General features: G+C 58.5%; 15 protein-coding genes. 8 read left to right on the top strand and 7 right to left on the bottom strand.

From position 1 onward, the window contains the following. Window positions 1-6: 6 nt before the first annotated feature. Together ACYZTU_RS24990 and ACYZTU_RS24995 are read right to left on the bottom strand one after the other, a co-directional pair. A complete protein-coding gene (locus ACYZTU_RS24990; RefSeq protein ID WP_282381062.1) occupies window positions 7-300 on the bottom strand; it encodes a DUF6482 family protein in 294 nt (97 codons plus the stop codon). A gap of 113 nt (window positions 301-413) precedes the next feature. Beyond that, window positions 414-902 (bottom strand): TIGR00645 family protein, encoded by a 489-nt coding sequence (locus ACYZTU_RS24995; protein ID WP_282381060.1) that lies wholly within the window; start codon window positions 900-902, stop codon window positions 414-416. Window positions 903-1061: 159 nt separating this feature from the next. Between ACYZTU_RS24995 and ACYZTU_RS25000 the strand changes: the two genes are divergently transcribed. Then, window positions 1062-2891, top strand: a complete 1830-nt coding sequence (locus tag ACYZTU_RS25000; protein WP_461966303.1) for a hypothetical protein — start codon at window positions 1062-1064, stop codon at window positions 2889-2891. 5 nt (window positions 2892-2896) lie between these two features. Here the strand turns inward: ACYZTU_RS25000 and ACYZTU_RS25005 are convergent, their stop codons facing one another. Together ACYZTU_RS25005 and ACYZTU_RS25010 are read right to left on the bottom strand one after the other, a co-directional pair. Continuing rightward, on the bottom strand, window positions 2897-3238 hold the full coding sequence (locus ACYZTU_RS25005) for a PA4575 family protein (protein ID WP_449645958.1): 342 nt from the start codon (window positions 3236-3238) through the stop codon (window positions 2897-2899). A 280-nt stretch (window positions 3239-3518) separates the two neighbouring features. Next, window positions 3519-5957 carry a Lon protease family protein gene (locus ACYZTU_RS25010; RefSeq protein WP_461966305.1) on the bottom strand — a complete coding sequence of 813 codons (2439 nt, stop codon included), beginning with the start codon at window positions 5955-5957 and terminating at the stop codon, window positions 3519-3521. Between the two features lie 276 nt (window positions 5958-6233). Here ACYZTU_RS25010 and ACYZTU_RS25015 point away from each other — a divergent pair, with 276 nt between their 5' ends. The 4 genes from ACYZTU_RS25015 to ACYZTU_RS25030 all read left to right on the top strand — a co-directional run bounded on the left by ACYZTU_RS25015 (window position 6234) and on the right by ACYZTU_RS25030 (window position 9674). Further along, window positions 6234-6722, top strand: coding sequence for a DUF3015 domain-containing protein (locus ACYZTU_RS25015; protein ID WP_449645960.1), 489 nt, complete (start codon window positions 6234-6236; stop codon window positions 6720-6722). A gap of 93 nt (window positions 6723-6815) precedes the next feature. After that, window positions 6816-8669 (top strand): Lnb N-terminal periplasmic domain-containing protein, encoded by a 1854-nt coding sequence (locus tag ACYZTU_RS25020; protein WP_461966307.1) that lies wholly within the window; start codon window positions 6816-6818, stop codon window positions 8667-8669. A gap of 83 nt (window positions 8670-8752) precedes the next feature. Beyond that, a complete protein-coding gene (locus tag ACYZTU_RS25025; RefSeq protein ID WP_449645962.1) occupies window positions 8753-9109 on the top strand; it encodes a hypothetical protein in 357 nt (118 codons plus the stop codon). A gap of 70 nt (window positions 9110-9179) precedes the next feature. Beyond that, complete coding sequence (locus tag ACYZTU_RS25030) at window positions 9180-9674, top strand: GreA/GreB family elongation factor (RefSeq protein WP_461966309.1); 495 nt, start codon at window positions 9180-9182, stop codon at window positions 9672-9674. A gap of 92 nt (window positions 9675-9766) precedes the next feature. Here the strand turns inward: ACYZTU_RS25030 and ettA are convergent, their stop codons facing one another. Beyond that, window positions 9767-11431, bottom strand: a complete 1665-nt coding sequence (ettA, locus tag ACYZTU_RS25035) for an energy-dependent translational throttle protein EttA (RefSeq protein ID WP_461966311.1) — start codon at window positions 11429-11431, stop codon at window positions 9767-9769. Between the two features lie 281 nt (window positions 11432-11712). On the opposite strand from ettA, the gene ACYZTU_RS25040 reads away from it, so the two are divergent. The 3 genes from ACYZTU_RS25040 (at window position 11713) to ACYZTU_RS25050 (ending at window position 17720) form a co-directional block, all read left to right on the top strand. Next, window positions 11713-15561: a sensor domain-containing protein gene (locus ACYZTU_RS25040; RefSeq protein WP_461966313.1), complete on the top strand. Its 3849-nt coding sequence runs from the start codon at window positions 11713-11715 to the stop codon at window positions 15559-15561. Window positions 15562-15678: 117 nt separating this feature from the next. Then, entirely contained in the window at window positions 15679-16932 is a 1254-nt protein-coding gene (glyA, locus tag ACYZTU_RS25045) for a serine hydroxymethyltransferase (RefSeq protein ID WP_461966315.1), read from the top strand. Window positions 16933-17159: 227 nt separating this feature from the next. Next, entirely contained in the window at window positions 17160-17720 is a 561-nt protein-coding gene (locus ACYZTU_RS25050) for a hypothetical protein (RefSeq protein ID WP_461966317.1), read from the top strand. 141 nt (window positions 17721-17861) lie between these two features. On the opposite strand, the gene yjiA is transcribed toward ACYZTU_RS25050, so the two are convergent. Together yjiA and ACYZTU_RS25060 are read right to left on the bottom strand one after the other, a co-directional pair. Beyond that, window positions 17862-18839 carry a GTPase gene (gene yjiA, locus ACYZTU_RS25055; RefSeq protein WP_461966319.1) on the bottom strand — a complete coding sequence of 326 codons (978 nt, stop codon included), beginning with the start codon at window positions 18837-18839 and terminating at the stop codon, window positions 17862-17864. A gap of 88 nt (window positions 18840-18927) precedes the next feature. Then, a complete protein-coding gene (locus ACYZTU_RS25060; RefSeq protein WP_007895266.1) occupies window positions 18928-19125 on the bottom strand; it encodes a YbdD/YjiX family protein in 198 nt (65 codons plus the stop codon). Window position 19126 lies beyond the last annotated feature (1 nt).

Below are 19126 nucleotides of genomic sequence, written 5' to 3' on the forward strand. Positions count from 1 at the left end.
GGGGTGTCAGTGCTGCCACGCGATCGGTACCTTCAGGCTTTCCTCGATGCCGAGTCCACACATCTCGTCATGAACCGAAACATGTACAAGGTTGAATGGCAAGCTGGGAAAGGCGTGAAGCACTTCACGCGCATGCTCGACCGAGCGCAGATGAAACATCTGGCCGCGGGCATCACTCAATGGATACGCCGCGCCGTGCATCCGCGCTTCCAACAGGTAGATCCCACCTTCCATCGAGATCAGGTTGAGCTCATCGATCTTCCCGGCGATGGCATAGGCATTCAACTCTTGCAGGTCCATGAACACACCTCACACAGTGGCGAGCCAAGATCCTTACAGGCATAAGCCTCGGCGCATCAAAGCACAAGCCACAAACAACACCGCCCGTCTGTTTCGCGACTCTGTCTAGCCAATCAGTGCTTGGTCAGCTTATCCAGATAACCCATGGCAAACGCCGAAATCACGAAGGTCATGTGGATGATCACGTACCACTTCAAATGCTCGGGATCGATGTTCTTGGCGTCCATGAAAACCCGCAGCAGGTGGATGGACGAAATCGCCACGATGGAAGCGGCCACCTTCATCTTCAATGAAGAGGAGTCCATGGTGCCCAACCAGTTGAGCTTCTCCTTGCCTTCGTCGATATCCAGTTGGGAAACGAAGTTCTCGTACCCGGAGATCATCACCATCACCAGCAGGCCGCCCACCAGCGCCATGTCGATCAGCGACAGCAGCACCAAAATCAGATCCGACTCAGCCATCGAGAACACGTTGGGGATGACGTGAAACACTTCCTGGAAGAATTTCAGCGCCAGCGCCAGCAGCCCGAGGGACAGACCGAAGTAGATCGGCGCCAGCAGCCAGCGGGAGGCGTACATTGCATTTTCGATAAAGCGTTCCATTAAATCTCACATGTGGGCTGGAAATGGCCGCGAGTATATCAGCCACCCGTTACACCCAGAAACCGTCGGGAAATCCGCAACCTGCGCGTGTGTGACAAGGTTTTTCTGCTAGTGTCCAAAGCATTGACAGCTCAGCGACATCGGACAGGAAGACGGGAAATGGATGTGCGATTGCCTCTAACGAGCGCCGGAATTTGCCTGGCTTTGCTGATGAGCGCCTGTTCTCCCAGCGATGAGAAACGCCAGGTCAGCCTCGAGGAAAAGACTGCGCAGTTCGAGAAATCTCTGGATGCGATACAGGATCCGAAACTCAAGGATGCCGTGGCTGAACTCGGCGGCTCACTGTTGTTGTTCGAGCGCGCGCAACTCAAGCTCGACAGCAAACCGGTGGAAACAGAATACGGCGAAGACGCCCTCGCCGTGCTCAAGCACTACCCCACGCCACAAGCCTTGGTCGACACGTACATCAACGGCCTGTTCGTGCTGCACAAAGACTCCAGTTCCGACTACCTGACCGATCTGCAACCGGTGTTCCCTCTTAACTTCAACATGCCGGCTGCGTTTCTCTTTCCCCATGGCCTGGAATGGCAATCGGTGACCCTGAGCAACAAACGCGTCATCCCGTTTCAGCCGGAATGGTCGGAAACCGATCCCGGTATACAGTTGAGCCCATCGAGCTCAAACCTGACCAACCCCGACGACCTGACGGTGACCTACCCCTTCATCGATGGCCTGGACGTCGACAATAAGAACCAGCCACAACCGGTGAGCCTGCAAGGCAAGGTGGAAGTGATCGCACCGCGCCGGCTCTACAGCTTCGACCTGACGAAAAAAGACGTTGGCCAGACTCGCACCAACGACAACCTCAGCGTCACCCTGCTGAACCTTGCCAACAACTACGCCGAAATCGAATTCAACAACAGCGCACCACTGGCCCCCGAGGTCAGCGAAACACCGTTGAATCCGCTGATCGTTCAGGCCAAGGACAGCACCGGGCAATTTCTCTCGCGCTCAGGTTCGATCAACGAAACCGCCGCACTAATTGCTTTCTATCAACAGCAACTGGCGAAAATGCAGCAGCAAAAGGCCTGGAGTGAGAGCTTCGAAAAACAGATCGATGAAGAGCAGCGCGCGTTTGAGAAGCAACAGAGCCACCATTATTCCAAGGTGTACTTCAACGGGCCGATCGAGGCCCTCGAGGTCAGCGTACTGGACTTTTCAACCGCCACAGTGACCCGCAAGGACCTGGACCTGTCAGTCCGCCGCTTCGACTCACACACCACGGAAAAGACCATCCAGCCACTGACTTTGCCGGTGGTGGTGTACGACGACCAGGCCCCGATCTGGCTCAAGGGCGCAACGCTTGGCGAGGAACAACTGAAAAAGAATGTCAGTATCAGTCAGTCGGTCGAAGACCCCAGCGCCGCGCGTATCGAGTTCTATCACTCCAAAAGCTTCAATGACGAGTTGCTCGGCACCTCCTTCAACCCTGGTGAGAGTCCGGTCAGCTTCTTCACCGAGGACGGTAACGGCAAACGCGATGAACCGATTGAATTGCCGCCAGAGGCTTACCAGGTTGATCCCCTGCGCGGCACCATTACCTACGACTTGAACTTGTTCCCGCAAACCCCGGCTTACGCGGTGGGCTCCATGCCGCTGTTCCTCGCCACCGTCGAAAAGAAAACCATCGACGCCCACCAGTTGCCCCAAGGCCTGGTGCTCAAAGGCAATGCGCTGGTGGTTGATCTGAAGCTGTTTCCCGCCCAGGACTGGCGTTTCTTCGCCAAGGACGACAGCGGCAATTATCTGAAGGAGATTCTTTCGGTCATCCACGATGCGAGCGCAGAAGGCCCGGCATTATTGGGTGTGCATTACTTCTACGGGCAGCCTGCCCGACTGGAAACCTATCAACGAACCGACCTCGCCACCGTGCAGTATGGTTTCGAGGTCAAACTCGACAAGGCGGACACGTCCCACCTTGCCCAATAGCCTGTTCAGTGTTCGGGGTGAAACTCGAAACCTCCAGGATTGCGGCAACGACCACCATTGATTTCCCGCAGCTGAGCTTGCAGGTGCAGGCACCAGATTTGCGGATCATCGGCCAGCTCATAGCCGTGCAGGGTGAGACTTTCAACGATGGTGTCGAGGATCGACTCAGCCACAAAGGGGCCATGAAACGGGCCCTGGGCTTTGATGGCAGAAGGTTGTTCGCCGGCCATTCCGGCGGCAAAGAGTAAGGTCCACATGCCCGTATCTCCCGCCAATGGGCGGATGGCACACTCGATACGGGTCACAAGGCCCAGGCATTGACGGGTGAGGCAGAGGTTGCGCGACATGGCGGCGACCCTCGGTAGATCCGGTATTCAGCCCCCACGGGAGGGCTGTCTCGATCCAGTGATTACTGTCGATATCCTTGAGCTGAGAATAGAAGAAAAGTTTGACTTGTACGTCAGGTGAGACCGAAAGGCGCCGAATGGTCATTGTGTGAATATTGACGCCAGACCGACGGCACTTGTAGGAGCGAGGCTTGCCCGCGAAAGCCGTGACGCGGTTTTACCGGAATAACCGCGTTATCGCTCTTCGCGGGCAAGCCTCGCTCCTACAGGGGGCTCTATGTCAGGCGGGTTTGGCTTCCACTAACGCTTCCTGCGCAGCTTCTTTTTCGGCTTCCTTGAGGTCTTCTTCGCTGATCATTTCTGCGATGACCCGCAGGCGTTCTACCACTCGCGCGTTAACGCTGCCTTCAGGGAACTGGCCATCGGCGTCTGGCGCACCGGCCGGCTCGCCAACCAACAGGCTAAGCGCCTCATCGGCCTGGCGCACGGCGTAGACGTGGAACTGCCCCGCGCGCACCGCCGCCAGCACTTTTTCGTCGAGCATCAGCGTGGCAACGTTGGCCTGAGGAATGATCGCCCCTTGCTCGCCGGTCAACCCGCGCGCTTCGCAGAGTCGGAAGAAGCCTTCGATCTTCTCGTTGACCCCACCCACCGCCTGCACTTCACCGAACTGGTTGATCGAGCCGGTGATCGCAAAACACTGCTTGAGCGGGGTTTTCGACAAGGCCGAAATCAAGGTGCAAGCCTCGCCCAGCGACGCACTGTCGCCATCGACGTAACCGTAGGACTGCTCCAGGGCGATACTCGCGGAAATCGCCAGCGGGAATTCCTGGGCGTAACGGCTGCCCAGATACCCGGTGAGGATCATCACGCCTTTGGAGTGAATGGGCTGGCCGAGGTTGACCTCGCGTTCGATGTCGACGATGCCGCTACCGCCCGGATACACCGTGGCGGAAATCCGCGCCGGCACACCAAATGCCGAGTCGCCGACCTCCAGCACTGTCAGCCCGTTACATTTGCCCACCGCCGCGCCATCCGTGTCGATCAGGATGATTCCCGCCAGCATGTCATCAAGAATCCGCGCCGAGACGCGCCCGGTGCGCGTGGCCTTGGCCTTGAGCGCACGTTCGATGTGCCCGGCGTCGGTCATTTCATCACCGGCCAGTTGGCGAATGAAATCCGCCTCGCTGACCAGTTGGAACAGATCACCGATTCGCGCCGACAAGCGCCCCTGGTGCTCAGCCAGGCGAGCACTGTAAGTCGCCAGACGCGCCACCGCATCAGCGGTCAGCGGCGCCATGCCTTCTTCGGAGGTGCGGGTTTTGAGCAACTGGGCGAACTGCTCCAGGCTTTCGTCAACCATCGGGATGTCTTCGTCGAAGTCCACCAGGACGCGGAACATCTCCTGGAAGTCCGGATCGAGGTCTTGCAGCGTGTAATAGATCTGGCGGGCACCGATGATGACGACTTTGACCTGCAACGGGATATGTTGCGGAGCCAGGGTCACGGTGGCGAAACGGCCCATCTCGCCCAGCGGCGATTCCATTTTCAGCTTGCGCGATTGCAAGGCGCGCTTGAGCGCATCCCATACGAACGGTTCGCTGAGCATTTTCTCTGCTTCGAGGATCAGGAAACCGCCATTGGCGCGGTGCAGCGCTCCCGGACGCAACTGGCGATACGTGGTGTAGAGCGCACCCTGATCGGTGGTGTACTCGATACGACCGAACAGGTTTTCGTAAGTCGGGTGTGGCTCGAAGACCACTGGCGCACCACCGCTGAACGGATGACCGACCACCAGGCTCGGCGCGTATTGCTCTTCCAGCAGCTTGCGGGCGATGGCGTCTGTTTTGCTGTCGTCCACCAGTTGCTCGACCACCGTCTTGAGCAGGTACACCTGCATCGCTTGCAGGTAACCGCAGACACCGGCGTTTTCCGCGTACTTTTCCGACAGCGGTGCTAGCAATGGCTGCAAGGCCAGGGTGATGGTTTCTTCGTTGAGCTGGCGCAGTTGATTGCTCGACTCACGCTTCCACTGCGGCAGGCTGGCGAGCTCTTCGTTCAGCCGCTCTTCCAGCCACGCAATGTCGTCGTGAAAACGCTCGCGATCGGCTTCCGGCAACTGGGCAAATTCGGCTTCGTCCACGGCCTTGCCTTCGCTCATCGGGGTGAAGGCGATATTGGTGCTGTCGCGGTACAGCGCAACTTCCTTTTCCAGCGCCAGACGCTCGATCACATCCAGCGCGCGGTCATAGCGTTGATTGAAGGCGCGGTCGATGGCGCTTTTCTTCTGCTGGTAGGACGGGTGCTCGAACACTGCCGGAAAAGTCGCCAGCAGGTTGTCGATCAAGCCGTTGATGTCATCGATAAAGGCACCGGCAGTGCCCGAGGGCAATTCCAGGGTGCGCGGTTCGCGAGGATCATCGAAATTGTTGACATAGACCCAGTCCGCCGGAGTCTGCAGGCGTTTGCCTTCGGCTTTCAGGTAGCGTTTGACGAACGAGAACCGGCCAGTGCCGGGCTCACCCATGACGAAGACGTTGTAACCGGGGCGTGGCATGGCCACACCGAACTGCAAGGCTTCGACCGCACGTTCCTGGCCAAGCACACCGCGGAAGGGCTCCAAATCATTGGTGGTAGAGAAGCTGAACTGTTCAGCGGAAAACGGACGGGTCAGCGCGTCGGGCGCTAAACGCAAGCTGGCAGCTACAGGATCAGGCATCGGGCTTCCTTACATCAGGCGGGGCAGATAGCGGCATTCTGGCGCTGCCCATACCTCACTTGCAAGGCGCGCCTCTAGCCAAAGCATAGACAAAGCGGCATCGCTAAGCGGGCCGGGTCTAAATCAATGTTTTCAACGAATGTTATGCAAAAAATAACGGAACCTCAGGAACGTGCCTAAACTCCAAACTGCGCGGCTGGAACAATAACCGGCCCACTGGCGCCAGATCGGGCCAGACCCCTTGTCCATTGGTATGCACATAAAGAGAACAAAGCTATGAAACGGATTCTTCTCGGTACTCTCTTCACCGCTGTATCCCTCAATGCCATGGCTCAGGCGCCAGGCGGCCCGGATTGCGGTTGGGGCAACATGCTGTTCGAAGGTCAGCGTGGCACCCCGGCTCACTTCCTGGCATCCACCACCAACGGCACTTCCGGCAACGCAACATTTGGTATGACCTCTGGTACCAACGGTTGCTCGACAAATGCGTCGCTGACCTATGGCGGCAAATCCTGGATTGCCATGAATGGCATGATGAACGAGCTGTCCGAAGACATGGCTAAGGGTCAGGGCGAAGCGCTGACCACTTACGCCGTGGTAATGGGCGTGGCGCCGGAAGACCGTGCGCACTTCGCCGCCGTCACTCATGAGCACTTCCAGCAGATCTTCAGCAAGGCTGACGTGACCGCTGACGACGTGCATACCAACACCCTGGCCGTTCTGAAGAACGATCCTCGTCTGGCTAAGTACGTTACTCAAGCTTAAGCTCGACCCGCCCGTTCCTTTCGGGGAACGGGTTTTATTTTTTGGACCTGACCCTTTTTGGTCTTTGTATTCTTCGAGTTTAAGTAGCCCACTATGCTCAAACGCCTTGCCTGGCTGGCGCTCTGTGTCTGCGCCCCGCTGTCCGCCGCGCCTCACATAGACAATCAACGTTTGCAGCAACTGGCCAACGACCCCTTCTGGATTTCCCTAGGCCACTACGAAACCGCCAAACTCGGCGGCTGGCGCAGCTATGTCAGCGACAAGAAATTCTTCCTCGCCGCCGACGGCAATGAACACCCTGACCGTGAGTTGGCGGCGACCGTGCAAGCGCTGTACGCCCCGGCCACTGCCGGCGAACAACATGCGCAATGCGTCTACCCCGCGCGCACCCGCTGGCTGAAGGCACAGCTCAACCTGAGCGATCTGCCGAAGCTTCCCTGCACTGAATTCAAGCAATGGTTCAAGGATGTTTCGCCCCACAGTGCGGTGATGATTTTCCCGGCGGCGTATCTGAACAGCCCGTCTTCGATGTTCGGCCACACGCTGCTGCGCATCGACCAGGCCAATGTGCAGAGCGATCAAACCGCCCTGCTCAGTTATGCGATCAACTTCGGCGCGTACATTGAAGGTTCCGACAACAGCATCCTGTATGCCTGGAAAGGCTTGATGGGCGGCTATCCTGGTTTGTTTGCGCTGGTGCCTTATCAGGAAAAACTCTCGGAATACCGCAGTCTCGAGAACCGCGATCTGTGGGAATATCGCCTGAACCTGACCCCGGCAGAAACCGAGCGCATGGTGGAGCACGTCTGGGAACTGAAACAGATCCAGTTCGACTATTTCTTCTTCGACGAAAACTGCTCCTATCGCCTGCTGGAACTGCTGCAAGTGGCCCGCCCGAGCCTGCGCTTGACCGAACAATTCCCGCTGACCGCGATTCCTACGGACACCGTGAAAGCGGTGAAAGAAGCCGGGCTGGTGGAATCCATTCAGTATCGACCGTCTCGCGAACGTGAACTGCTGAGCCGCGCCGAGCCGTTGACCGATGAAGAACAGGATTGGGTGCTGAATGTCAGCGCCGACCAGAAGCAGTTGCAGGCGCCGGCGTTCAAGGCTCAACCGCGCGAGCGTCAGGCGCTGATCATCGACGCGGCCTATCGCCTGGAGCGCTACCGCGCCAACGGTCAGGAACGTGACCCGCAACGGGCGCAGCGCAGTTTCGAACTGCTGCGGGCGATCAACCAGAACCCGGCACCGGAACTGGACATCCCGCAACCCGGCCTGCCCGAGGATGGCCATGAATCGCGAACCTGGCAGGCCGGCGTCGGCACCCGGGGCGACAAGGCCTTTGGCGAGTATGGCCTGCGCATGGCGTATCACGATCTCAACGACAACGCCGAGAGCTTCCCCCTCGGTGCACAGATCGAAATCCTGCAAATGAAACTTCGCCAGTACGAAGGCAATCACTGGCAGTTGCAGCAATTGGACCTGGCGACCATCCGTTCCCTGACCCCGCGCAATGAGTTGCTGCAACCGCTCTCGTGGCAGGTCACCGGCGGCCTGGAGCGAGTGCCCGGTAAACGTGATGACGAAACCCTGGTCAGCCACGTCAATGGCGGTGGCGGCGGTACTTGGCAACTGGGCGACGACATGCTCGGCTTTGCCCTGGGCACCGTGCGCGTGGAGCACAACAACGACTTCGCCGCTTTTATCGCTCCGGCGGCGGGTTTCAATACGGGCCTGCTGTGGAAAAACCCGCTGGGCAACTTCAGCCTGGAGGCCAAAGGTGATTACTTCACCAATGGCGAAGTGCGCCGTAGCATGAGTCTGAATCAGCAGTGGGAATTGTCGCGCAACCTGGGTGTGCGCCTGAGTGCTCAGCGCGAATTCAGCCACCTGGCTTCGCCCGAGAACGAAGTGATGCTTGAGGTGAAGTGGTATCACTACTGATCTTTTGATCTTTCTTTCACATCCCGCTCACGAATCCACTCCTAGACTTCTCCTATAGGCCGTTGACGGCCCGGGAGTCTGAGATGTGGCGTTGCGTGGGTGTGGTGGGTTTGCTGATGTTGATCGCGGGTTGCCAGACGACCCACGAGGATCTGATCGCCAAGGGCTATCCACCGGCGTTCGCCGATGGCTTCGATGACGGTTGCAGCAGTGGCCGGCAAGCCGCTGGTGCAATCACTGGTGAGTTTCGAAAAAACGTCCCGCGTTATCTCAAGGACAAGCAGTACGCCGAGGGCTGGAGCGATGGCTTCCGCCAGTGCCAAGCCATGCGCGAAAGCGAGGATCGCGACGATTATCGCAGCCACCATTGGGACGACCGGGACAAAGCCTGGCAGCAGCAGAAGGATCAAGACGCCGCCCGTGCCTATCGCTCGCAATGAGTCGCTGACAGACATCCGTCGAAACTAAAAGCCTGCGACCATGGCCCAAACCCTATAACGGGAGAAAACCATGAGTCGCGCTTTCGTCAATGAAGATAACGCCGCCGCGCAAGCCGATCAGCCAGTCGAACGGCAGGTCAGCGCGCAGCCCAATTACGTCACGCCCACGGGGCTTACGCAGCTTCAGGCGAAAGTCGCCGAGGTGCAAAACCTGCTCAATGAACAGAGTTCGAGGGGTGAACTGGCGGACAAACAGCGCCAGGCCGACCTTGAGCGTGACTGGCGGTATTTCAATCAACGCCTGCAAAGCGCTCAGTTAGTCGTACCGGCTTCCTCGACCAACAAAGTGCAGATGGGCGCCTGGGTGACCTTTGCCGATGAACAGGGCAACGAACAACGCGTGCAGTTGGTGGGCGTGGATCAGGCAGATGCCGCGAGCGGGTTGATCAACTGGGGCTCGCCGCTGGGGCGGGCGTTGCTGGGCGCGCAGGTCGGGGATGAAGTGCTGTGGAAGCGGCCGGCGGGGGATTTGTCGATTGAGGTGTTGGGCATAGAAATCGGGTGACCTTTAGGCCGCCTTCGCGACGCGGTCTACCTGAAAAACACCCAAAAAAAAACGGAGCCCGAGGCTCCGTTTTTTCATGCACCAACCTGAAATCAGGCCAGTTTCTTGTGCCGTACACGATGCGGCTGGGCAGCGGCTTCGCCCAGACGTTTGCGGCGATCGGCTTCGTACTCGGTGTAGTTGCCTTCGAAGAACACCGCTTGCGAGTCGTCTTCGTACGCCAGGATGTGAGTCGCGACGCGGTCAAGGAACCACCGATCGTGAGAGATCACAATGGCAGCGCCCGGGAAGTCCAGCAGGGCTTCTTCCAGGGAACGCAGGGTTTCAACGTCGAGGTCGTTGGACGGTTCGTCAAGCAGCAGGACGTTGCCGCCCTCTTTCAGGGTCAGGGCCAGGTGCAAGCGACCGCGCTCACCACCGGACAGGTCCTTGACGAACTTCTGTTGATCGCCGCCCTTGAAGTTGAAGCGGCCGACGTAGGTGCGCGACGGGATCTCGTAGCTGCCAATGCGGATCTGGTCGGAACCGTCGGAGATTTGCTGGAAGACAGTCTTGCTGCCGTCCAGGTCGTCGCGGCTCTGATCGACGCATGCCAGTTGCACGGTTTCGCCGACTTCGATGCTGCCAGAATCCGGAGTTTCCTTGCCCATCAGCATGCGGAACAGGGTCGATTTACCGGCACCGTTACCGCCGATCACGCCAACGATGGCGCCTTTAGGCATGGAGAACGACAGGTTGTCGATCAACACGCGATCGCCATAGCCCTTGGAGACGTTCTTGAACTCGATGACCTTGTCGCCCAGGCGCGGACCGGCCGGGATGTAGATCTCGTTGGTTTCGCTGCGCTTCTGGAATTCCTGCGATTGCATTTCTTCGAAGCGTTGCAGACGAGCCTTGGATTTGGACTGGCGGGCCTTGGCGCCTTGGCGCACCCACTCCAGTTCTTCCTTCATGGCTTTTTCATGGGCCGACTGCTGCTTGGATTCGGCAGCCAGACGATTGGACTTGGCTTCAAGCCAGCCCGAATAGTTGCCCTCGTACGGGATACCGGCGCCGCGGTCGAGCTCGAGGATCCAGCCGGCGACGTTGTCCAGGAAGTAACGGTCGTGCGTGATCGCTACCACGGTACCCGGGAAATCGTGGAGGAAATGCTCCAGCCAGGCGACGGAATCGGCGTCCAGGTGGTTGGTCGGTTCGTCGAGCAGCAGCATGTCAGGGGCGGACAGCAGCAGACGGCACAGGGCCACACGACGCTTTTCACCACCGGACAGGAATTCGACCTTGGCATCCCACGCTGGCAGACGCAGCGCATCGGCGGCGACTTCCAGTTGGCGATCCAGGTTGTGACCGTCGCTGGCCTGCAGGATGGCTTCGAGTTTGGCTTGTTCAGCGGCCAGTTTGTCGAAGTCGGCATCCTCGTCAGCGTAAGCCGCGTAGACCTCGTCCAGGCGCGCCTGGGCGTTCTTGATCACGCTGACCGCTTCCTCGACCACTTCACGCACAGTCTTGGTCGGGTCCAGGATCGGTTCTTGCGGCAGGTAGCCGATGTTCAGGTCCGGCATCGGACGAGCTTCGCCGTCGAACTCGGTGTCGACGCCCGCCATGATTTTCAACAGCGTGGATTTACCCGAACCGTTAAGGCCGAGTACGCCAATCTTGGCGCCCGGGAAGAACGACAGCGAAATGTTTTTGAGGATTTCCCGCTTCGGCGGAACAACTTTACCCAGCCGATGCATGGTGAATACGTATTGAGCCATGGAGAACCTAGGGTCAGTGACTGATGAATGAGTGGAGCGCAGGCGATGCCTGGCCAGGCTGTGCGCGTCGGCCGATTGATGGGGTATCAATGCGTGCGCGCTAAAAAAGCCCTAGGAGCTGGAACGCTCCCGCGTAACCGGCAAAGCTACCTTAATGACGAGAGGCAGTCCAGCCGAGCGGGACTGGCACTTTGCCACAACTCAAGGCATGCTAGCCGCCCTCCGGGCGTCCGGCTTATAGTGCACGTCGCGCCAGTCCAGCCAAACCGCAGGATTACAGTTTGTCTAATGTCCCTCCCCCGTCTTCCGTGAGCGCACTCAATCCTGCGACCGGCTCACCCCTGCGCGGATCCCTGATGGGCGCGCTGGCGACGCTCGTCCTGTTGCTGCTCGCGCTGCTGTTTTGGCAGTTGCTGGATCAGCTTCGCGAAACCCAGAAAAACCAGCGTCAGTACACCATCGACTACACCGCCGACCTGGCCTCGCAAGTCAGTCTGAACATGGCGCTTAACGCCCAGATCGCCCTCAATCTGCTACCGATCGTCGAACAACCAAAAAGCGCCGACGAACTGCAGATGCTGCTGCGCAAGCTGCAAAAAACATTGCCCGACCTGCGCAGCCTTGCGTTGCTCAGCCCTTCCGGGAAAGTTCTCGGCGACAGTGCCGACGACAGCAACGACGCCGACTACCTGAGCGAACTGGTCCGGCGCAGTCACGCCCAGGCCCATTATTTCAGCAACGCCAATGACGGTTCGGTGGTGCATTTGCTGCTGCATCAAGCCAGCGGTAGCACCCGCGGCTACTGGGCCCTGCGCCTGAGGCCGACATTTTTCTCGTCGCTGACCAAACCAAACGAAGCCGGTATTCGCCCGCTGTGGCTAGTGGAAAACCGCGTCAATCACCAGATCATCAGCCGCGACGATGCGCAACCCTCGGCCACACCGGCGGTGATGACACCGGATGAGTTGGCCAACAGCGTGCTGACAGTGCCCCTGAGCAGCAGCGACTGGCAACTGCGCGGGCTGTTCGACCGGCAACGGATGATCGAACACCTGTTGCCGGCGTTCATCGGCAAATGCCTTCTGGGCCTGGCCTTTTCTCTGCTGCCGTTCATCGCCCTGCTGAACATGCGCCGCCGCCAGCGCCAGGTGCACGAAGGCCGTCGACGCTACCAGGATATTTTCGAAGGCACCGGCGTCGCCCTGTGTGTGCTCGACGTGTCCGGGCTTAAAAGCATCTTCGACAAGGCTCAGCTGCACAGCAGCGAACAACTGAAGGCCTGGCTCGAAACGCCGCAACAACGCCAGCACCTGCTGCAGGAACTGCGCATCACCGAGGTCAACCTGGTCGCCCTGCAACTGCTCAACGTCAACGCTTGCGATCAAGCCTGGAAACTGCTGATCGACGGCAATCCGCAGGACGGCACCGCCATCGGCAATCAAGTGCTCGAAGCGGTGCTCAACCAGCAGAAACAGCTTGAACTGGAAATCAAATTGCAGGACGCCAATGGCCGCGACCAGCACTTGTGGCTGGTTCTGCGGTTGCCGGAAGACCTGGACGACTATAAAGCGGTGATCCTGAGCATCACGGACATCACCAGCCGCAAGCTCGTCGAACTGTCGCTGCTGGAGCGTGAAGGATTCTGGTCCGACGTGGTGCGCACCGTGCCGGATCATCTGTACGTGCAAGACGTGATCAGCCAGCGAATGATTTTTAGCAACCACCACTTGGGGCAGACGCTCGGATACAACCGTACCGAACTGCACCAGATGGGCGAGTATTTTTGGGAAATCCTCCTGCATCCCGAAGATGCCGACTTCTACCACCGCTCGCGCCAAACCCAGCGGCAGGCCGGCTACAGACAATTGCTGCAGTGCCAACTGCGCTTCCGCCACCGAGACGGTAAATGGCGGCGTTTCGATATCCGCGAACAGGCGCTGGCGCGGGACAAGCACGATCAGGTCACGCGGATCATCGGCGTGGCCAAGGACATCACCGAACAGATCGAAGCCAGTGAGTCCCTGCGCGACAGCGAGCAGCGTTACCGGATGCTCGCCGAAAGCATCAGCGACGTGATTTTCTCAACCGACAGCAAGATGGCGCTCAACTACGTCAGCCCGTCGGTGCAAGCCGTGCTGGGCTACGACGCCGACTGGATTTTCCAGAACGGCTGGCAATCGACCATCGCCAACCCGCAACAACTGACCGGCATTTACACCCTGATGGACCGGGTCAGCAAAGCGCTGAATAAACCCGACCAACTGGCGCTGCTGCGCAGTCAGGTGCAAACGCAACTGTTTTTGTTCGACTGCCTGCGGGCCGACGGGCGCAAGATTCCCATCGAGCTGCGGCTGGTACTGGTCTGGGACGAACACGGTGCATTCGAAGGCGTGCTGGGCGTCGGTCGCGACATCAGTCAGCAGCGCCGGGCCGAAAAAGACCTGCGCATGGCCGCGACAGTGTTTGAACACTCGACCTCGGCGATCCTGATCACCGACCCGGCCGGCTACATTGTTCAGGCCAACGAAGCCTTCAGCCGTGTCAGCGGTTATGCGGTGGAGCAGGTGCTCGACCAGTTGCCAAACATGCTGACGGTCGATGAGCAGCAGGAGGCCCATCTGCATTACGTGCTCAAGCAGCTGCATCAGCACAGCACGTGGGAAGGTGAAGTCTGGCTCAAACGGCGCAATGGCGAACATTACCCGGCCTGGGTCGGGATTACGGCGGTGCTGGATGACGAAGGCGATCTGGCCAGCTACGTGTGCTTCTTCAGCGACATCAGTGAGCGCAAGGCCAGTGAGCAGCGGATTCACCGCCTGGCCTATTACGACGCCCTCACCCACCTTCCGAACCGCACGCTGTTCCAGGATCGCCTGCACACGGCGCTGCAATCAGCCGAACGGCAGAAGTCCTGGGTGGTGCTGATGTTCCTCGACCTGGATCGTTTCAAACCGATCAACGACTCCCTGGGCCACGCCGCCGGCGATCGCATGCTCAAGGAAATGGCCACGCGCCTGCTCGGTTGTGTCGACGATGACGACACCGTGGCGCGCATGGGCGGCGATGAATTCACCTTGCTACTGCAACCGCGGCCCACCCGGGAACTCGCCTTGAACCGGGCGATTCATGTGGCCGAACAGATTCTCGCCAGCCTGGTGAAACCGTTCGTGCTTGAAGGCCGCGAGTTCTTCGTCACCGCCAGTATCGGGATCGCCCTGAGCCCTCAGGACGGCAACGAACTCAGCCAACTGATGAAAAACGCCGACACCGCGATGTATCACGCCAAGGAGCGTGGCAAGAACAACTTCCAGTTCTATCAGGCCGACATGAACGCCAGCGCCCTGGAGCGTCTGGAGCTGGAAAGCGACTTGCGTCACGCCCTGGAGCAGAACGAATTCGTCCTCTACTACCAACCGCAGTTCAGCGGCGATGGCAAACGCCTGACCGGCGCCGAAGCCTTGCTGCGCTGGCGCCATCCGCGACGCGGTCTGGTGCCGCCGGGAGACTTCATCCCGGTGCTCGAAGAGCTCGGCCTGGTGGTGGATGTCGGCGACTGGGTGATCAGCGAGGCCTGCCGTCAGCTCAAGACCTGGCATCAGGCAAAGGTCCGGGTGCCCAAGGTGTCGGTGAACATTTCGGCCCGGCAATTCTCAGACGGCCAACTCGGGACTCGGATCGCCACCATCCTCATGGAAATCGGCCTGCCCCCGGCGTGCCTGGAGCTGGAACTGACCGAAAGTATCCTGATGCGCGAAGTCAGCGAAGCGATGCAGATACTCGCCGGGCTGAAAAATCTCGGCCTGAGCATTGCGGTCGACGACTTCGGCACCGGTTACTCATCGCTCAACTACCTCAAGCAGTTCCCGATCGATGTGCTGAAAATCGACCGCACCTTCGTTGATGGCCTGCCGTCGGGTGAGCAGGATGCGCAGATTGCCCGCGCGATCATCGCCATGGCCCACAGCCTCAATCTGGCGGTGATCGCCGAGGGCGTGGAAACCCACGAGCAGCTCGACTTCCTGCGTGAGCATGGTTGCGATGAGGTTCAGGGGTATCTGTTCGGGCGGCCGATGCCGGCGAGCCGGTTTGAAGCGCAGTTCAGCAATGAAGCGCTCTTCATGTTTGACTGAGACCTTTGATCCCGTCATGAAGCCCACTTGTCTGCGACATGATGTCCTTTCATATGCCATCTAAAACCCATTGGGTTAGAATGCCCCCCTTTTCTGCCCCGATCCTTGAGGACCGCCATGTTCAGCCGTGATTTGACTATTGCCAAGTACGACGCCGATCTCTTTGCCGCCATGGAGCAAGAAGCTCAGCGCCAGGAAGAGCACATTGAGCTGATCGCTTCGGAAAACTACACCAGCCCTGCGGTGATGGAAGCTCAAGGCTCGGTACTGACCAACAAGTACGCCGAAGGCTACCCAGGCAAGCGCTACTACGGTGGTTGCGAGTTCGTCGACGTGGTCGAGCAACTGGCCATCGATCGTGCAAAAGAACTGTTTGGCGCCGATTACGCCAACGTTCAGCCGCACGCAGGTTCGCAAGCCAACAGCGCCGTTTACCTGGCTCTGCTGCAAGCGGGCGACACCCTCCTGGGCATGAGCCTGGCTCACGGTGGTCACCTGACCCACGGTGCCAGCGTTTCCTCTTCCGGCAAGCTGTACAACGCCGTTCAGTACGGCATCGATGCCAATGGCCTGATCGACTACGACGAAGTCGAGCGTTTGGCCGTTGAGCACAAGCCGAAAATGATCGTGGCCGGTTTCTCTGCTTACTCGCAGATCCTGGACTTCCCACGTTTCCGCGAAATTGCCGACAAGGTGGGTGCCTACCTGTTCGTCGACATGGCCCACGTGGCCGGTCTGGTCGCCGCTGGCGTCTACCCGAACCCGGTGCCTTTCGCTGACGTCGTGACCACCACCACGCACAAGACCCTGCGCGGTCCACGTGGCGGTTTGATCCTGGCTCGCGCCAACGCCGACATCGAGAAGAAGCTGAACTCCGCGGTATTCCCGGGCGCCCAGGGTGGCCCGCTGGAGCACGTGATCGCCGCCAAAGCGATCTGCTTCAAGGAAGCGCTGCAGCCTGAGTTCAAGACCTACCAGCAACAAGTGGTGAAGAACGCCAAGGCCATGGCCGGCGTGTTCATCGAGCGCGGTTTCGACGTGGTATCGGGCGGTACTGAAAACCACCTGTTCCTGCTGTCGCTGATCAAGCAGGAAATCTCCGGTAAAGACGCCGACGCCGCTCTGGGCAAGGCTTTCATCACCGTGAACAAGAACTCGGTACCGAACGATCCACGCTCCCCGTTCGTCACCTCCGGTCTGCGCTTCGGTACTCCGGCCGTGACCACTCGTGGCTTCAAGGAAGCAGAGTGCAAAGAACTGGCCGGCTGGATCTGCGACATCCTGGCTGACCTTTCCAACGAAGCGGTGATCGACGCCGTTCGCGAGAAAGTCAAAGCCATCTGCAAGAAAATGCCAGTGTACGGCGCTTAATCAGCCCCGCTAAAGACTGCGATAAAAAATGCCTACATCAAACGATGTGGGCATTTTTTTGCGCTGATTTTTGCCACAACACAATAACAGCTAAAACTTCCCCTGCGCTCCAATCACACTTTCTTCTTTCAAACCTTGCAACAAATGCAGCACTACAAGGCAACTAAAAAACACCTAACCTCAATCCCGCGATATTTAATTAGCCCCAAAAAAACAAGGGATTGTTTATGAACATCAACATTGAAAAATCGTTTACCGCCAAACTCAGAATGATTGACCACGATGTAAACCTTCTTGAAGTGCTGTACGGCGAACCCATCATGGTTACATTGACTCTGTTCAGCGGAGGATTTTTCACCGGGGCACCCCAGCCCAGCGATCACTCTAGCCTGCTCGGCATGCGCCCGAAAGGCCAAGGCAAAACCATCGAATCCTTAACGCTGCATTTTGGGCATACGGATGACGGCTATATTATTTCCATCAAAAATAAAGGCAACTATCACAACAAGATAATATGCACAGGGGCATTGGATCTTCTTGACGCGAAAAAGCCCGACACGACCGACCCGACAACTTTTACGCTCACCGACCATCGCAACAACGTCATTACGCTTGACGACATTTCCGCGCCCCATCTACCAATCTCAATCAAGTCAGGGGAAAAAAAATATGTCGGAGGATCCAGAATAAGAGGTTCGCGCTATATATACCTCGCCGAAACCGAAGAACAATCAAAGGTAACTTTTGCTTTGAGTATTCTAAAAAAAGGTGTGGCATTGAATTCCTGATTGGTGCGATCGCCAGGCCGGTCATGCCAATTTATCGATTTTCACACAGTGATCTTTGGAGTTACCGGCTCCTGTGTCCACCACGGACCCTGTGGGAGCGGGCTTGCCCGCGATGGCGTCATCCCTGACGCCAACGGTGTTTTAGCCAGCCGCTACCCGCGCAAACCCCTCACGGATTTTCTCTTCCGGCAAATCATCGGCGATGAACACGATCACGCTTTCGCGCGGTTCATCGTCCGCCCATTCGGTGTCCCAATCGAATCCGTATAACTTCAACACGCCCTGAAACACCATGCGCCGCGGCTCACCAAGGATGTTCAAAACGCCTTTATAGCGCAGCAGTTGCTTGCCATGGTCTTCCAGCAGCTCGTTCATGAACTCGCTGAGTTTGTCGATATCCAGTGGCTTGTCGGTGCGCAGCACCAGGCTGGAAATACGGTCGATGGACGGCGCTTTGCTCACCGGGCGCAGGCTGACGCCGCCACCAAGGTCGGCATTGAGATTGAAACCGCGCACGTCGAGCAATTCGGCCAGGTCAATCTTGCCGTGCTCAACCACGCGAATCGGTGCGCGACGGTTGATCCGGGTCAGCCGCTCGCTGAGGGCGTTGAACGTCGCCTCGTCCACCAGATCGCGCTTGCTCACCAGTAAGCGGTCGGCGAAACCGATCTGCGCCTGGGCGATGGTTTGGGTCAGGTGAGTGTCGGCATGAGCGGCGTCCACCAAGGTGATGATGCCGTCGAGGATGTAACGCTCGCGCAGCTCTTCATCGATGAAGAACGTCTGCGCCACCGGTGCCGGGTCGGCCAGGCCGGTGCATTCGATCACCAGACGGTCGAAGGCGATTTCGCCGCTGTCCAGGCGCTCGAGCAGCAAGTACAGAGCCTTGGTCAGGTCAGTGTGGATCGTGCAGCAGACGCAACCGTTGGACAGCGTCATCACTTGAACCGGATCGTCGCCCAGCAGTTGGGTATCGATTCCGGCGTCGCTGAATTCGTTCTCGATCACGGCGATTTTCAGGCCGTGTTCGGCTTTGAGCAGGTGGCGCAGCAGCGTGGTTTTTCCCGCGCCAAGGAAGCCACTGAGGATCGTGACGGGAATGGGTTGCAACTCGGTCATAAGGCTCCCGGACGTAGCTGATCGTAAAAAAGAAAACGCGCCACGACTGGCGTGACGCGTTGTGTTCAAACTGCGATCCGTTAGCGGATCAACAGCACTTCGGCCCACCCTTGCCACCGTAACGAGCCTCTTGGCGTTCCCGGAAGAACATCTCGTAGCTCATCACCGGTTTGTCCGGGTGTTTGGTTTGCATATGCTCGACGTAATTGTCGTAGTCGGGCATCCCGACCATCAGGCGCGCGGCCTGACCGAGGTATTTACCGAGGCGACTCAGGTCATTGAACATG

Source organism: Pseudomonas sp. HLT2-19-2, assembly GCF_054898005.1.

Excerpts from the sequence above, each read along its gene's own strand:
- yjiA (WP_461966319.1), bottom strand. The coding sequence starts at position 18,839 with ATGACCGAGTTGCAACCCATTCCCGTCACGATCCTCAGTGGCTTCCTT.
- ACYZTU_RS25060 (WP_007895266.1), bottom strand. The coding sequence starts at position 19,125 with ATGTTCAATGACCTGAGTCGCCTCGGTAAATACCTCGGTCAGGCCGCG.
- ACYZTU_RS25030 (WP_461966309.1), top strand. The coding sequence starts at position 9,180 with ATGAGTCGCGCTTTCGTCAATGAAGATAACGCCGCCGCGCAAGCCGAT.
- ACYZTU_RS24995 (WP_282381060.1), bottom strand. The coding sequence starts at position 902 with ATGGAACGCTTTATCGAAAATGCAATGTACGCCTCCCGCTGGCTGCTG.
- ACYZTU_RS24990 (WP_282381062.1), bottom strand. The coding sequence starts at position 300 with ATGGACCTGCAAGAGTTGAATGCCTATGCCATCGCCGGGAAGATCGAT.
- ACYZTU_RS25000 (WP_461966303.1), top strand. The coding sequence starts at position 1,062 with ATGGATGTGCGATTGCCTCTAACGAGCGCCGGAATTTGCCTGGCTTTG.
- ACYZTU_RS25025 (WP_449645962.1), top strand. The coding sequence starts at position 8,753 with ATGTGGCGTTGCGTGGGTGTGGTGGGTTTGCTGATGTTGATCGCGGGT.
- ettA (WP_461966311.1), bottom strand. The coding sequence starts at position 11,431 with ATGGCTCAATACGTATTCACCATGCATCGGCTGGGTAAAGTTGTTCCG.
- ACYZTU_RS25050 (WP_461966317.1), top strand. The coding sequence starts at position 17,160 with ATGAACATCAACATTGAAAAATCGTTTACCGCCAAACTCAGAATGATT.
- ACYZTU_RS25015 (WP_449645960.1), top strand. The coding sequence starts at position 6,234 with ATGAAACGGATTCTTCTCGGTACTCTCTTCACCGCTGTATCCCTCAAT.
- ACYZTU_RS25020 (WP_461966307.1), top strand. The coding sequence starts at position 6,816 with ATGCTCAAACGCCTTGCCTGGCTGGCGCTCTGTGTCTGCGCCCCGCTG.
- ACYZTU_RS25005 (WP_449645958.1), bottom strand. The coding sequence starts at position 3,238 with ATGTCGCGCAACCTCTGCCTCACCCGTCAATGCCTGGGCCTTGTGACC.
- ACYZTU_RS25010 (WP_461966305.1), bottom strand. The coding sequence starts at position 5,957 with ATGCCTGATCCTGTAGCTGCCAGCTTGCGTTTAGCGCCCGACGCGCTG.
- glyA (WP_461966315.1), top strand. The coding sequence starts at position 15,679 with ATGTTCAGCCGTGATTTGACTATTGCCAAGTACGACGCCGATCTCTTT.